Raw genomic sequence first — 13,439 nt, 5'->3', positions numbered from 1 at the left:
GCGGCGCCGCCCGCGGCTCACTCGAAGACGGGCGCGACGAAGGTCGTGCGATGGCGTGCCACGACGGTGAGGCCATCGAGCTCGACCCGCTCGTTCGGCGCCAGCTCCAGCGCCAGTGCGCGCCCCCGGATGACCAGTTCTCCGGCGACCGGAGCGGATGCCAGATTCACCGCGCCCCGCACGACGCCGTCCGCGTCGGTCATGACGCGCCACCCCCGGGGGAACGAGAAGGCAGGAGCTCCGTCGCGGTGCACCTCCACGAGCTGGTCATCCGCGGCCAGCTCCCAGGCACCAGCGGCGGTCCGTCGCGACACGGCCACGACGGACGCTGCGGCGTCGTGACCGAGGCGGGTCGGAGAGAGCCCCGAGAACCACACATCGCCGTCCGGAGCGGACAGGATGCCGAACCATCGCTCGACGGCGTCGAGAAGCCACAGGATCGACGGCGAATACCCCTCGGCGAAACCGGCCTCGCCGGACCAGGGATCCAGACACTGCGGGAATCGATCGGCCGTGGCGAGGGCGGCCAGCACGGGCTGGGCGGCGAGCGCGAGCTCTGCGGGGTGGCCGTGATGCTCGAAAGCGTCCGATGCACGCAGGAGCGCGAGGAAGTTCACGGGCCCGCCCCAGGAGTTCCGCGACGCGTCGTTGTCGAAGCGCGGATCGTCCATCGCGATCGAGGTGAACCCGTAGTGCGCCAGGAACTTCCTCGTGTTCAGCAGGTAGCGGCGGAGGCTCTCGACGAAGAACTCCTCATCGCCGACCTCGCAGGCGAGCACGCGGAGCAGGACATCCGATTGGACCCGGACGCGACGACCGCGCCGATCGAGGTCGTAGAAGAAGCCGTCGTCCTCGTCGAAGCACTCCGCCCACAGCGCCTGACTGCTCCGCTCTGCGGCGGCCAGCCATGGTTCGCCCTCCTCGCCCAGCTCCTCGGAGATCCGAGCGAGGTAGGCCCGCTGGCAGGCGACGTTGGCTGTGAGATCCGGGGCGATGTAGGGCAGCGTCGCGGAATCCGGGTCGCAGTGCAGCGCGTCCGATCGGTAGGCGCGCTCGGGCGCGAACCAGAACCGGGGCGACAGGTCGTGGCCGGTGTCGTACGTGCAGAATGCCTCGACGGCTCCGGTGCCGCGGGTGTCGCGGTGGCGCGCGAGCCATTCATCGTTTCGCACCATCGCGTCGTACATCGTGCGCAGGAAGGCACGGTCGCGGCCGGTGGCGAGATAGTGCCGCCAGACCACTCGTGCGAATGGCGTCACGATCTGGATCTGGCTGAAGGCGGGCCCGTCGGCCGTGATCTTGTAAGGCAGCAGGCCGTCTTCGCGCTGATGCTCGGCGAAGGCGGCCAGCGTCCGCGTGGCGATCTCCGGCGCCCACCGCCGCACGACGTCGGCGCTGATGGACCCGGTGCTCTCGATCCAGGTGCCGGAGTACCCGCCGCCCTCACGGAGCACGTCCCGCCCGTCCGGTCCCGGTGCGACGCAGGCCGCCAGTTCCGTCAGTGCCGCATGCCACCGCTCCTCCAGCGGCCCTCCGACTGCGGCGAAGCGAATCCCTGCCGCGTCGATGCCCTCGCCCAGACCGGTTCCGGTGATTCCGGCTCGTGAGACCGGGTCGCTCACGCGCATCCGCCGCAGCGCAGCCTCACGAGCCGTCATCGCCGTCCCTCCGAGCCCCGCGTCATTCCAGCGCCGCTCCGAGCTCGGCGACCCACTGCTCGCCCGCCTGCTGCGGCGTCGCACGGTCGAAGAGCACGTCCGCCTCCATCCGCTGGGACAGCTCGTTCATGATCGAACCGCCGGCCGGCTGCGGCGGCGCGACGACTCCGCTCTCGAGGACGACGTCGACGTACTCGGCGGCGACCTGACTCGGGCCCTCGAGGAGCGGGGCGACGACGGCGAGTGTGTCAGGGTTGAACGGCACGCCGCGCGTGTCCAGGATCAGCTCCGCGGCGGCCGGTTCGTTCAGGAACCAGTTCACGAGCATGGCTGCGGCCTCCGGATGCTCGGTCGCGGCGTTGATCGACCAGAATGCCGACGGCAGCAGCGCGACACCTGTGACGTCAGTGGACGTGGGCGGCAGCGAGATCCGCACGTCCTCGCCGGCCGCGCCGTACACGTTCATCAGGTTGCTGTAGCCGAAGGTGATCGCGGCCTGGCCGAGTGTGAACAGCTGCTGATCCGGCGGGAGTGCGACGCCGGACGTCACGACCGACGGGTCGGGCATGCCACCGCCGTCCGAGAGCTCCTTCTCGATGTCGTACAGACCGGCGATCTGCTCGGCATCCACTCCGAGCTGACCGTCCCAGTCGTACATGCCGACCTCGCTGACCTGACCGGAATACGTCCCGATGATGTCGGCGATGCGCATGTCGACCCCGTAGATCGGCTGACCGCCTTCGGTCGTGAGACCGGCCGAGCCGATCGCAACGGCGGCGTCGATGAGGTCGTCCCAGGTCCAATCCTCCTCAGGCAGCGGCACCCCGGCCTGCTCGAACACATCCGCGTTGATGAACGCCGCCGTCGCGTTCCCTCCCGTCGGCAGACCGTACAGGGTGTCGTCGACAGTCGAGTTGGTGAGAGAGAAGTCCGGGTACTGCGACGAGTCCAGGACGTCGCTCACGGTGGCGAGGTCGAGGAGGGCACCGAGCTCGCCGTACTCCTGAGGCTTCGCGCCGCCGAGCGCGAACACGTCAGGCGCCGTGTCTCCCCCGCCCGCGAAGTCCGTGGCCAGACGGTTGAACAGATCGTCTGGCGAGCCGACGGGTGTCTGCGTCACGCTGATGTTCGGGTACTCGTCTTCGAACATCGTGATGACCTCGTCGAACAGTGCCGCACGGGCGTCGTCGCCCCACCAGGACATCTCCAGTTCGATCTCCTCATCAGGGTCGAACCCGTTGCCGGTCGTTCCCGAGTCGCCCGAGCATCCGCTCAGCGCCAGAGCGGAAACCGCAGCGAGGGATCCGAGGGTCAGTACGGTCGCGCGGGACCGGGTGCTACGCGTCATTGCGCCTCTTTCGATAGGGCGGGCTTCGTCCGCAGGAGGAAAGGTCACGATTCATCAGCGGTGAAACCGCTTTCTCGCAAGCTAGCATCGCCCGCCGATGCTGTCAACGATTCCGTTTCTCAATGATCAGCCCAGTACCGAGCAGACGACGTCCTCCGTTGAAACTCCGCGACTTGACTTCCGGATCAGTCGGTGTGAATAATCGTCCTGTTCGTGAAACCGCTTTCTCTTCGCGCAGCGGCTCACGCAGGACAAGGAGGTCGAATGAGCAGTCTCGGCGAACTGCGCACCATCACCCGCGCCCCACGCGGTCCGGGCGTGCGCTTCAGAGAGAAGTACCCCGATAACAAGGCGGCGCTGGTGTTCCTGCTGCCCTGGATCATCGGCATGCTCGGGCTCACCATCGGACCGATCGTGGCCTCCCTGTACCTGTCCTTCACCGACTACAACCTGGTTCAGCCGCCGTCGTGGTCCGGCGTCGAGAACTTCGTGCAGATGTTCTCGGACGCCCGGTTCTGGAACTCGTTCCGCGTCACGGTCGAGTACGTACTGATCGGAGTGCCACTGCAGCTCATCCTGGCGCTCGCGCTCGCGGTGCTGCTGGACAAGGGGATGCGCGGGCTGCCGTTCTACCGTTCGGTGTTCTATCTCCCGTCACTGCTGGGCGGATCGGTCGCGATCGCGATCCTCTGGCGCCAGGTCTTCGGCAAGGACGGCCTGGTCAACGGGGTCCTCGCCTGGTTCGGGATCGACGGTCCCGGATGGATCGGGCACCCCGATTTCGCCCTGGGCACGCTCATCGTGCTGAACGTCTGGACGTTCGGATCTCCGCTGGTGATCTTCCTCGCCGGCCTGCGGCAGATCCCGGCGATGTACTACGAGGCGGCGTCGATGGACGGCGCGGGCCGGATCCGTCAGTTCCGCTCGATCACGTTCCCTCTGCTGACCCCGGTCATCTTCTTCAACCTGGTGCTGCAGATCATCTTCGCCTTCCAGTCGTTCACCCAGGCCTACGTCGTCTCGGGCGGGACGGGTGGTCCGAGCGACTCCACCATGTTCTTCACGCTCCTGCTGTACAAGGAGGCGTTCACCGAGCTCGACATGGGCTACGCCTCGGCGATGGCCTGGTTCCTCCTGGTCGTTATCGCCGCCTTCACCGCCTTCAACTTCTGGCTCTCCAAGTACTGGGTGTTCTATGACGACTGAAACCGAGACCCTCATCCGCCCGGCGGACGCCGCTCCCCTGCGCCGTCGCCGACCAGGGCAGGGGCGGGCGCCCTGGCGCTCGATCCTCAAGCACATCGCGCTGGTGATCCTGTGCATCGTGATGGTGTACCCGCTCATCTGGCTCGTCGCGTCCAGCCTCAAGCCGAACGACGAGATCTTCCGAGACCTCAGCATCTTCACGACGCGTCTGACGACCGAGAACTACGTCAACGGATGGAATGACCTGCAGCATCCGTTCGGACTGTTCCTGCTCAATTCGGCGATCATCGCGTTCGGGGCGATCCTCGGCAATCTGCTGTCCTGTTCGATGGCCGCGTACGCCTTCGCCCGGATGCGGTTCCGATTCCGCAATCTCGCGTTCGCCCTCATGCTCGGCTCGATCATGCTCCCCTTCCAGGTGCTGCTCGTACCGCAGTTCATCATCTACAAGGAGCTGGGCTGGCTGAACACGTTCCTGCCGCTGATCGCGCCGAAGTTCCTCGCCACCGAGGCCTTCTTCGTCTTCCTGATGGTCCAGTTCATCCGCGGGCTGCCCAAGGAACTGTTCGAGGCGGCGCGGATCGACGGCGCCGGACACGCGCGCAGCTATTTCCAGATCACACTGCCGCTGATCGTCCCGGCGCTGGCCACGACGGCGATCTTCACCTTCATCTGGACGTGGGGGGACTTCTTCGGTCCGCTGATCTATCTTCGGCTGCCCGAGCTCTTCCCGGCTTCGCTGGCGCTCAAGGGCTTCCTGGATGCGCAGTCCAGTTCGGACTACGGCTCGATGTTCGCGATGAGCGTGGTGTCACTCGTGCCGCTGTTCCTCGTCTTCCTGTTCGGGCAGCGGTTCCTCATCAAGGGCGCCGCGACCAGCGGCATCAAGTGAACACCGCGACGACCCCATCGAAGGGACCCCGAATGAGCAGGACGCGCTATGCGCTGATCGGCACCGGCTCACGAGCGCAGATGTATCTGGAGGCGCTGGCGGGGGCGCACGCGGATGTCGCGGAACTGGTGGCGGTCGCCGACACGAACCCCGGGCGCATCGAATGGTCCCTGGACCGTCATCCCGCGCTCGGCGATCTGCGGAGATTCGAACCGTCCGAGCTCGCGTCGATCATCCGCGAGCTCGACATCGATCGCGTCATCATCACCTCACCGGATTCCACGCACGCGGATCTGATCGTGAGCGCTGCGGACTCCGGCGCAGACGTCGTGGTCGAGAAGCCGCTGACCACGACGGACGACGGAGTCCGGCGCATCACCGAGGCGGTCGAGCGGTCTGGGCGTGCCGTGACCCTCACTTTCAACTACCGCTACTCGCCTCGGAACAGCGCCCTGAAACAGGTCATCGCCTCCGGGGAGATCGGCGAGGTCACCAGCATCCACTTCGAATGGGTGCTGGACACCGGCCACGGGGCCGACTACTTCCGGCGCTGGCACCGGGACAAGTCGCAGTCCGGCGGCCTGCTGATCCACAAGTCCAGCCACCACTTCGATCTGGTCAACTGGTGGATCGACGACGTCCCGACCCGCGTGTTCGCCTCAGGCGGCCTGCGGTTCTATGGAGCAGCCAACGCCCGTGGGCGCGGGATGGGGCCGCGGCCCGAACGCGGCACGACGGATTCGCCGTTGCGTGACCGCTTCAGCCTCGATCTGCGCACCGACAGCGTCTGGCGCGGTCTCTACCTCGACCAGGAGCATCTCGACGGCTACCTGCGTGATCGCGACGTGTTCGATGACGGAATCACGATCGAGGACAATCTGTCTCTGATCGTCGACTACTCCCGCGGGAGCACCATGTCGTACTCGCTCAACGCGCATTCCCCGTGGGAGGGCTACACGGTCGCCGTCAACGGGACCAGGGGGCGTGCAGAACTGACCGTCGTCGAGCGCGGATCCGTGCTGGTGGACGAGGACGGCAGGACTGTCGTCGACCCGAGCGCCCGACCCGATCTCATCACCGATGACCTCGCCCGTCCCGTCTCAGAGCGTCTGGTCGTGCAGCAGCACTTCTCCACCGCACGAGAGGTGCCGATCCCGGACAGCGGCGGCGGGCACGGAGGCGGAGACGCCCTGCTGCTGCGCGACGTGTTCGTGGGGGAAGACGATGATCCGCTCGGTCGGACCGCGGACTGGACCGACGGGGTGCGCAGCATGGTCGTCGGGCTCGCGGGCAACCGGTCGCTCGAGACCGGTCAGGCGGTCCGCGTCACCGATCTGGACCTCGGCGACGCGCACGAGGCGCTCGTCCGGCGTTGATCCGGTTCAGCTCAGCGCGCTGATCGCCACCCGCAGGATCCCGCTCGCCTCGTCCAGCGCCAGGGCGGCCACCGGAGCATCCGCACCGGTGGCCAGCATCAGCAGCGCGAGCTTGACCGAGCCGTCGGCCCGGCCGAGAGCGTCGGAGGCTTCCGCGACGCCGACGCCTGCCAGCTGCGCCACCGTCCGAACGCTGCGCACGCGCAGCTTCTCGTTCGTCGCGAGCAGGTCGACCATCACTCCGCGATACGTCTTGCCCAGTTTGATCATCGAGAGCGTCGTCAGCATGTTCACGACGAGCTTCTGCGCGGTGCCCGACTTGAGCCTGGTCGAACCGGAGACGAATTCGGGGCCGGTGACGACCTCGATCGCGATGTCGGCTGCCGCTCCGATCGCGGAATCCGCGTTCGCCGCGAGCGCCACCGTCAGCGCGCCGGCCTCGCGGGCGTGCACGAGTCCGCTCACCACGTACGGCGTCCGTCCGGATGCCGAGATCCCGACGACCGTGTCGTCTCCGGTCAGGGACAGCCGGTCCAGGTCGGCGACGGCGGCATCCACGTCGTCCTCGGCGTCCTCCACGGCGGAGCGGATCGCGGTGTCGCCACCGGCGATCACGCCCACGACCATCGACGGATCGGTGCCGAACGTGGGCGGGCACTCGCTCGCGTCCAGAACTCCGATGCGGCCGGCGGTTCCGGCGCCGATGTAGATCAGGCGGCCGCCGCGGCGGAAGCGCTCGGTGATCCCGTCGACGGCCAGCGCGATCTGCTCGGCTGGCTCGGCGACGGCATCCGCGACGCGACGGTCCTCGGCGTTCATGGCCCGCACGAGTTCGATCGTGCCGAGCAGATCGAGATCGCCGCGGTCGGCGGTGTGCGCCTCGGTCGTCAGGCCGGAGAGTTCGGCCAGCATCTCGGCGAAGCGGGAGGAGTCATCCGACACGGTGCAGATACCTTTCGTGGGGCAGATCAGAGCGCGCGGCGAGCAGCAGCGCGCCGTCCAGGGCGTCCCCGCGCGCCGGCACGATCGTGCGGCCTGCGGCGAGCAGAGCGGTTTCGAGAGCGGCGCGGAACCAGGCGTGATCGGTCAGCCCGCCATGGAGGGCGACGTCGGTCGTGGATCCGGATGCCGCCGCAGCGGACGCCGCGAGCAGCCGCACCGCCTCGTCGGCGATGCCGCGGGCGATGGAGTCTCCGGTGGCCGCGGCATCCAGCACCGACGGCGCGAAACTCGCGAGGCGACGTGCGACGGGGACGGGGCCTGCCAGCCAGGCGTGCACATCGGAATCGGGAGCGATATGCGCCTGCAGCGCTTCGGCGAGCGCGGTCGGCTCCGCCAGCCCGGCGTCCGCTCGAAGCACCGCACGGATGCCGGAGCGGCCGAGCCAGGAGCCGCTGCCGAGATCGCCGAGCTCCGGACCCCATCCATCGATCAGCCGCACGCCGTCGCCGTCGACGCCGAGGGCGGCGGCCCCTGTCCCGGCGATGAGCAGCACGCCGGTGTCTCCGCCGAGGGCACCGGCGTGGGCCGTGACGACGTCGGATGCGACCACGACGGATGCCGAAGTGCGCGCGGCGAGCTCCTCGGCGAGTCCGCGGGCGGCAAGAGGAGCGGCCCAGGCGCCGGCGGCGCCGACGCCGAGCACGTCCACGACTCCCCCGGCGGCATCCAGCAGCGGCAGGATGGCGTCGAGCGCGGCATCCACTCCGTCGGCAGCCGCAAGCCCGGGGGCGCCGTCGCCGTCCAGGCGGACCGGAGAATCAGGGTCGGCGATGACGAGTCGGCAGCGCGTCTTGCCGAGATCGATCGCCGCTGCACGCATGGGATCAGTCTACGTTTTCGCGTACCGGCATCCCGACGCTGGCCGTGCGCAGGAACACGATGATCCAGCTGAAGATGAGGATCGCGGCGATCAGTTCGACGGCCGTGAGGTTGTAGTACCCCGTGGCGAAGAAGACGCCGAGCAGGGCGATCACCGCCACATAGATGTAGCCCAGGACGATGAACACGCGCGAAATGGTCGGCAGCAGCCACGGCAGTCCGATCACGACGCCGGCGAAGGCCACGGCCATGCCCGTGGCGACCGTGTTGTGCACGAGGAAGAACTCGTCGACGGGGAAGATTCCGACGCAGGCGAGGAACAGTCCGATCAGCGCCAGCGCGATGCGCACGAACAGGCGCCCCCGCTGCTGCTTCGCCGTCTCGACGGGCAGCTGCGCTGTGGCGTATCGGCCGATCGTGGTGACGATGATCCCCGCGACGATGAGCGTGCCGTTGAAGATCCACGCCGAGGCGTTGCTCGACATGCCCAGCGCCGAGAGGTTGTCCTGCCACCAGAGCGGATCGGTCGCGGTGAGCATGCTCGCGAAGGCGCCGACCACCAGGAAGATCGCGAGCACGAGCGACAGCGACATCGGCGTGAGCGTCGCGGCGCTGAGGTAGCAGACGTACGCGGTCAGAGCGAAGGCCACGGCGATGAGGATCGCCCCGGGGAACGCGAACACCGGTGCGCCGGTGAAGCTGCGCGACAGCAGCACGGCGATCCCGTCCCAGCCGAGCAGAGCCGTGACACCGTACGCCAGGGCGATCGCGGCGCTCTCGTACCAGCGCACATTCGCGTCCGGCAGCGCGAGCCCGTCAGGCCGCACGACCGGTCGCGCGCCGCGCGCGTGCACGCCGACGCGTCCGAGCGCGACCGCGAGCAGGGCGACGATCGCGCCGCCGACCGCGGCGAAGGCGCCGATCGACCCTGGGCCTGCGATCTCGAGCGTGCGGCCCCAGAAGCTGAAGAACGCGACGGGGAAGGCCACCACGAAGAATCCGGCGCCGACGAGCAGCGCCACGGCTTCGAGTGAGATCGTCGTCTCCCCCGGTCGTCGGACGAATCGGCCGACCCAGTCGGTCACGGGATTCACGTCGGCAGTGTGCATGCCCTCACGATAGGGCCTGCACGTGCACCGCCGATGTCACCGGGGGTCACGCCGTCGGCGGGAGCCCTTCATCCTCTTCACGCACGGTGCCCTTGTACGACCACGGGAAGTCGATCCACAGGTCGGTGTCCTTCCAGGCGTAGTCCGGCTGGATGATCGTGGATGGCTTGGTGTAGATGGTCACAGAGCGCACCTCGGCGCCGATGTCCTCCAGCAGGTGGGCGGCGAGCGCGAGCGTTCGACCCGAGTCGGCGACGTCGTCCACGAGCAGGACTCGGCGGCCGTCGAGGTAGGCCATGTCCAGCTCCGGCGGCAGCACGGCCGGCTCATCCAGGACCGTGCCGATGCCGGTGTAGAACTCCACGTTGATGGCGCCGCAGTTCTTGGCACCGAGCCCGTACGCGATCGCACCGGCGGGCAGCAGACCGCCGCGGGCGATCGCGACGACGACCTCCGGCACGAAGCCGCTGTCCAGGATGCTGCGGGCGAGGTCTCGCGTCGCCGCACCGAACCCGTCCCAGGTGAGCGTCTCGCGTTCGATCGCAGCGTCAGTCACTGGCGTTCCCCTCGTATCCGAAGCCCTCACTCTAGCCGCGTGACCTCGACGGACACGAACAGCTCCGAACCGCTCGGACCGGCATACACGCCTCGCAGCGGTGCGACATCGCCGTAGTCGCGGCCGTGTCCGACATACACGTGCGATTCGCCGATCTCGACGAGATTCGTCGGGTCGTAGCCGCGCCATTCCCCCGCGAACCACTCGACCCACGCGTGGGACTCTCCGACCACGGGGTGACCTATGGGAGCCGTGGCATCCGGGTGCAGATAGCCGGAAACGTACCGGGCCGGGATGCCGGCGGCGCGGAGCACTCCGAGGGCGACATGTGCGATGTCCTGGCAGACGCCCGAACGCGTCGGCCATGCATCGCGCGCCGTCGAGCTCACTCCGGTGACGCCGCTGCGGTACTCCATGTCCTTGCCGATCGTGCGGCAGATCTCGCGCGCCGTGATGTCGACCGACGCGCCGGCCGCGCGCATCCTGGCGGCCATGCCGAGCATCTCGTCATCCGGCTCTGTGGCCGGAGTCTGCTCCAGGCTCTCGGCGAGATCGAGCGAGGTCGGGATGCGGGCGGCGAGCTCGTCCCAGCCGAAGTCGGCTTCGGTGAGCGCACTCGGGCGCACATCCACGATGCTCGTCGCGGTGACGGCCAGCTCCTGGTGCGGGGTGAGCACCTCGAACGTCGACACCCTCGTGTCGAAGTAGTCGACGTACGAGTGCTGGGTCGCGGCCGGGGAGATCTCCAGCGATGCCTGCAGCACGAACTGTCCCTCGCGCGAGTGCGGCAGCATCCGCGCCTCGTTGTAGGACGCCGTCGCCGGAGCGTCGTAGGCGAATCCGGTGCGGTGCACGATGCGCAGGCGGCTCATAGCGCCTCCCCGATCCACATCGGCATCGCGATCGAGGGGAAATAGCGTTCCCGGATCGCATCGCTCGCCATCGACACGCCCACCTGGACCTCCTCCATGCTCTCGGACAGCTGCCGGACGATGTCGCCGATCGGGCGGTACTCCAGTTCGGAGCGCAGACGCCCCAGCACCCGCTGCGCGCGGTCGACGCCGCCGAAAGCGACGGCGGGGTCGATGCCGCGCAGGCACTCCTCCGCTCGCAGGACGCTGGAGAGGACGGACCGGGGGAACAGCCGGTCGACCAGCAGGAACTCCACCGCCGACGCGGCCGTCGGCACCGCCCTGTGGCTGCGCAGGTGCGCCTCGTACGCGCCGCAGCTGCGCAGCAGGGTCGTCCAGCTCGGTCCGCCCGCCTCGGTCAGCGAGCGCGTGGCGAGCAGGCGCGCCGTCATGTCGGCGCGCTCGATCGCGCGTCCGAGCGAGAAGAAGTGCCACGCCTCGTCGCGGCTGGTCGACGAGTCGACGACGCCGAACGCGAGCGCCGACCGGTCGCGCACCCAGCGGAAGAACGGGTGGGTGCGATCCGAGGCGACCCGCCGCGGCATCCGGGCGTTGGTCTCGTTCAGCGTCTCCCACAGGTCGGTCGAGATGATCTCCCTGGCCCGCCTCGCGTTCTCGCGCGCCGAGGCGACGGAGTGCGCGATGGATGCCGCGTGCTCACGATCCAGGGCGAGCATCCGCACGACGTCGTCGCGACCGAGCGTCCGAGCGGACTCGACCGTCGTCCCCATCACCGACAGCAGCGCGCGGCACGCGGTGTCCTCATCGACCCAGGGGTCCTCGAGGAGCAGCTGCAGGTGCACATCGAGGATCCGCGCGGTGCCGTCGCCGCGCTCGACGTAGCGGCCGATCCAGAACAGCGCCTCCGCGATCCGACTCAGCATGACGCCACCTCCCCGGCCTGCTGCTGTTGTTGCTGCTGCTGCTGGTGGTGTCGCAGTTCGAGGTCCTCGTCCTGCGGAGACGAGCGGAACGGCGTGTGCGGCTCTTCTCTCGCCGCGGCCACGACCGAGATCGCCCCTGTCGCGAGCGAGACCTCGTCGGATGCCGCATCATCCATCCCGCCCAGGACGGTCGTCGGCGCCGTGAACACCGAGGGGTCCAGGACCCAGGTGTCCTTGGACCCGCCGCCCTGGCTGGAGTTCACGACCAGCTGCCCCTCCGGCAGCGCGACCCGCGTCAGGCCACCGGGAAGCACCCACACGCCCTCGCCGTCGTTGACCGCGAACGGGCGCAGATCGGCATGCCGGGGACGGAAGCCGTCCTCGACGAGCGTCGGGATCGTCGAGAGCTGCACCACCGGCTGCGCGATCCACCCGCGCGGGTCGGCGATCAGGTTGCGGCGCAGTTGTTCGAGCGTCTGCTTCGAGGCATCCGGACCGACCACCAGTCCTTTGCCGCCGGATCCGTCCACGGGCTTCACCACGAGCTCGTCGAGACGATCCAGCACCTCCTCCAGAGCATCCGGCTCCTCCAGGCGCCAGGTGTCCACGTTCGGGAGGACCGGCTCTTCGCCGAGGTAGTAGCGGATGAGCTCGGGAACATAGGTGTAGACGAGCTTGTCGTCCGCGACGCCGTTGCCCACGGCGTTCGAGATCGTGACGTTGCCCAGGCGCGCGGCGAGCATGAGCCCCGGCGCGCCGAGCACGGAATCGGGCCGGAAGTGCTGCGGGTCGAGGTACTCGTCGTCGACCCGGCGGTAGATCACGTCCACGCGCGTGGGGCCCGCGGTCGTGCGCATCCACACCCGACCGCCGGAGCAGAACAGATCGCGCCCTTCGACGAGCTCGACGCCCATCATCCGCGCCAGCAGCGTGTGCTCGTAGTAGGCGGAGTTGTGCACGCCAGGCGTCAGCACCACGACCGTCGGATCCTCGATGCCGTGCGGCGCTGCGGCGCGCAGCGCCTGGAGCAGCCGGCTCGGATAGTCCACGACCGGCCGGACCCGGAGGCTCGTAAACAGCTCGGGAAGCGTCTGCGCCATCACCTGCCGGTTCGCGAGCACGTAGCTGACGCCGCTGGGCACTCGGACGTTGTCCTCGAGCACCCGCCAGGCCCCGGTCTCGTCGCGGATCACGTCGATGCCCGCGACGTGGATGCGCACGCCGTTGGCGCCGACGATCCCTGCCGCCGCGCGATGGAAGTGCGAGGACGAGCTGATCAGGGATGCCGGGATGACCCCGTCGCGCACCGCCGCACGCGGCCCGTACACGTCGGCGAGGAACGCCTCGAGCGCCTTGACGCGCTGCGCGACTCCTGCCTCGACGTACGACCAGTCGTCGGCGGCGATCACGCGCGGGACGACGTCGAGCGGGAACGGCCGCTCCTCGCCCGCGAAGTCGAACGTGACGCCCTGAGCGAGATACGAACTCGCCAGCGCTTCGGTCCGAGCCCGCAGCTCGGCGTCGTCCATGCGCGCCAGCGCCGGGTACATGTCGCGGTACGAGGACCGCACCTCCGCGCCGCCTGGCACCACGCCCGCGGGGAACATCTCGTCCCACGGGGCGGTTCCCTTGCGGATCCGGCCCGTGGCGTATCCGGTGAACAACGACTCCATGAGGG

At 68.6% G+C, this 13,439-nt stretch carries 12 protein-coding genes; 3 read left to right on the top strand and 9 right to left on the bottom strand.

What is annotated here, in order from left to right:
• Positions 1-17 precede the first annotated feature (17 nt).
• Positions 18-1,658, bottom strand: coding sequence for an MGH1-like glycoside hydrolase domain-containing protein (locus tag M2317_RS10075; protein ID WP_429459766.1), 1,641 nt, complete (start codon positions 1,656-1,658; stop codon positions 18-20).
• Positions 1,659-1,680: 22 nt separating this feature from the next.
• Positions 1,681-3,006 (bottom strand): ABC transporter substrate-binding protein, encoded by a 1,326-nt coding sequence (locus tag M2317_RS10070; protein WP_429459764.1) that lies wholly within the window; start codon positions 3,004-3,006, stop codon positions 1,681-1,683.
• A 264-nt stretch (positions 3,007-3,270) separates the two neighbouring features.
• Here M2317_RS10070 and M2317_RS10065 point away from each other — a divergent pair, with 264 nt between their 5' ends.
• Genes M2317_RS10065 through M2317_RS10055 form a run of 3 tightly spaced genes read left to right on the top strand, consistent with a single transcriptional unit; the run spans position 3,271 to position 6,480 of the window.
• Positions 3,271-4,212 carry a carbohydrate ABC transporter permease gene (locus tag M2317_RS10065; RefSeq protein ID WP_429459762.1) on the top strand — a complete coding sequence of 314 codons (942 nt, stop codon included), beginning with the start codon at positions 3,271-3,273 and terminating at the stop codon, positions 4,210-4,212.
• Complete coding sequence (locus M2317_RS10060; RefSeq protein WP_429459760.1) at positions 4,202-5,104, top strand: carbohydrate ABC transporter permease; 903 nt, start codon at positions 4,202-4,204, stop codon at positions 5,102-5,104. The genes M2317_RS10065 and M2317_RS10060 overlap by 11 nt, the downstream gene beginning before the upstream one ends.
• 32 nt (positions 5,105-5,136) lie before the next feature.
• The gene (locus M2317_RS10055) at positions 5,137-6,480 is read left to right on the top strand and encodes a Gfo/Idh/MocA family protein (protein ID WP_429459758.1); all 1,344 of its coding nucleotides are present in this window, start codon (positions 5,137-5,139) and stop codon (positions 6,478-6,480) included.
• Positions 6,481-6,486: 6 nt separating this feature from the next.
• On the opposite strand, the gene murQ is transcribed toward M2317_RS10055, so the two are convergent.
• Genes murQ through M2317_RS10020 form a run of 7 tightly spaced genes read right to left on the bottom strand, consistent with a single transcriptional unit; the run spans position 6,487 to position 13,434 of the window.
• Complete coding sequence (gene murQ / locus M2317_RS10050; RefSeq protein ID WP_429459756.1) at positions 6,487-7,422, bottom strand: N-acetylmuramic acid 6-phosphate etherase; 936 nt, start codon at positions 7,420-7,422, stop codon at positions 6,487-6,489.
• On the bottom strand, positions 7,412-8,302 hold the full coding sequence (locus tag M2317_RS10045; protein ID WP_429459754.1) for a BadF/BadG/BcrA/BcrD ATPase family protein: 891 nt from the start codon (positions 8,300-8,302) through the stop codon (positions 7,412-7,414). The genes murQ and M2317_RS10045 overlap by 11 nt, the downstream gene beginning before the upstream one ends.
• 4 nt (positions 8,303-8,306) lie before the next feature.
• Positions 8,307-9,410 (bottom strand): DUF998 domain-containing protein, encoded by a 1,104-nt coding sequence (locus tag M2317_RS10040; RefSeq protein WP_429459752.1) that lies wholly within the window; start codon positions 9,408-9,410, stop codon positions 8,307-8,309.
• A gap of 46 nt (positions 9,411-9,456) precedes the next feature.
• Positions 9,457-9,966, bottom strand: a complete 510-nt coding sequence (locus M2317_RS10035; RefSeq protein ID WP_429459750.1) for a phosphoribosyltransferase — start codon at positions 9,964-9,966, stop codon at positions 9,457-9,459.
• A 26-nt stretch (positions 9,967-9,992) separates the two neighbouring features.
• On the bottom strand, positions 9,993-10,838 hold the full coding sequence (locus M2317_RS10030) for a transglutaminase family protein (RefSeq protein WP_429459748.1): 846 nt from the start codon (positions 10,836-10,838) through the stop codon (positions 9,993-9,995).
• The gene (locus tag M2317_RS10025) at positions 10,835-11,761 is read right to left on the bottom strand and encodes an alpha-E domain-containing protein (RefSeq protein WP_429459746.1); all 927 of its coding nucleotides are present in this window, start codon (positions 11,759-11,761) and stop codon (positions 10,835-10,837) included. The genes M2317_RS10030 and M2317_RS10025 overlap by 4 nt, the downstream gene beginning before the upstream one ends.
• The gene (locus tag M2317_RS10020; protein WP_429459744.1) at positions 11,755-13,434 is read right to left on the bottom strand and encodes a circularly permuted type 2 ATP-grasp protein; all 1,680 of its coding nucleotides are present in this window, start codon (positions 13,432-13,434) and stop codon (positions 11,755-11,757) included. Before M2317_RS10020 ends, M2317_RS10025 begins: the two co-directional genes overlap by 7 nt.
• Positions 13,435-13,439: the final 5 nt, after the last annotated feature.

The sequence above is a fragment of the Microbacterium sp. ZKA21 genome, from assembly GCF_050434165.1.
In the GTDB taxonomy this organism is placed as follows: Bacteria; Actinomycetota; Actinomycetes; order Actinomycetales; family Microbacteriaceae; genus Microbacterium.
This window is presented reverse-complemented; position numbering and strand designations above follow the sequence as displayed.

Excerpts from the sequence above, each read along its gene's own strand:
- M2317_RS10075 (WP_429459766.1), bottom strand. The coding sequence starts at position 1,658 with ATGACGGCTCGTGAGGCTGCGCTGCGGCGGATGCGCGTGAGCGACCCG.
- M2317_RS10070 (WP_429459764.1), bottom strand. The coding sequence starts at position 3,006 with ATGACGCGTAGCACCCGGTCCCGCGCGACCGTACTGACCCTCGGATCC.
- M2317_RS10065 (WP_429459762.1), top strand. The coding sequence starts at position 3,271 with ATGAGCAGTCTCGGCGAACTGCGCACCATCACCCGCGCCCCACGCGGT.
- M2317_RS10060 (WP_429459760.1), top strand. The coding sequence starts at position 4,202 with ATGACGACTGAAACCGAGACCCTCATCCGCCCGGCGGACGCCGCTCCC.
- M2317_RS10055 (WP_429459758.1), top strand. The coding sequence starts at position 5,137 with ATGAGCAGGACGCGCTATGCGCTGATCGGCACCGGCTCACGAGCGCAG.
- M2317_RS10045 (WP_429459754.1), bottom strand. The coding sequence starts at position 8,302 with ATGCGTGCAGCGGCGATCGATCTCGGCAAGACGCGCTGCCGACTCGTC.
- M2317_RS10040 (WP_429459752.1), bottom strand. The coding sequence starts at position 9,410 with ATGCACACTGCCGACGTGAATCCCGTGACCGACTGGGTCGGCCGATTC.
- M2317_RS10030 (WP_429459748.1), bottom strand. The coding sequence starts at position 10,838 with ATGAGCCGCCTGCGCATCGTGCACCGCACCGGATTCGCCTACGACGCT.
- M2317_RS10025 (WP_429459746.1), bottom strand. The coding sequence starts at position 11,761 with ATGCTGAGTCGGATCGCGGAGGCGCTGTTCTGGATCGGCCGCTACGTC.
- M2317_RS10020 (WP_429459744.1), bottom strand. The coding sequence starts at position 13,434 with ATGGAGTCGTTGTTCACCGGATACGCCACGGGCCGGATCCGCAAGGGA.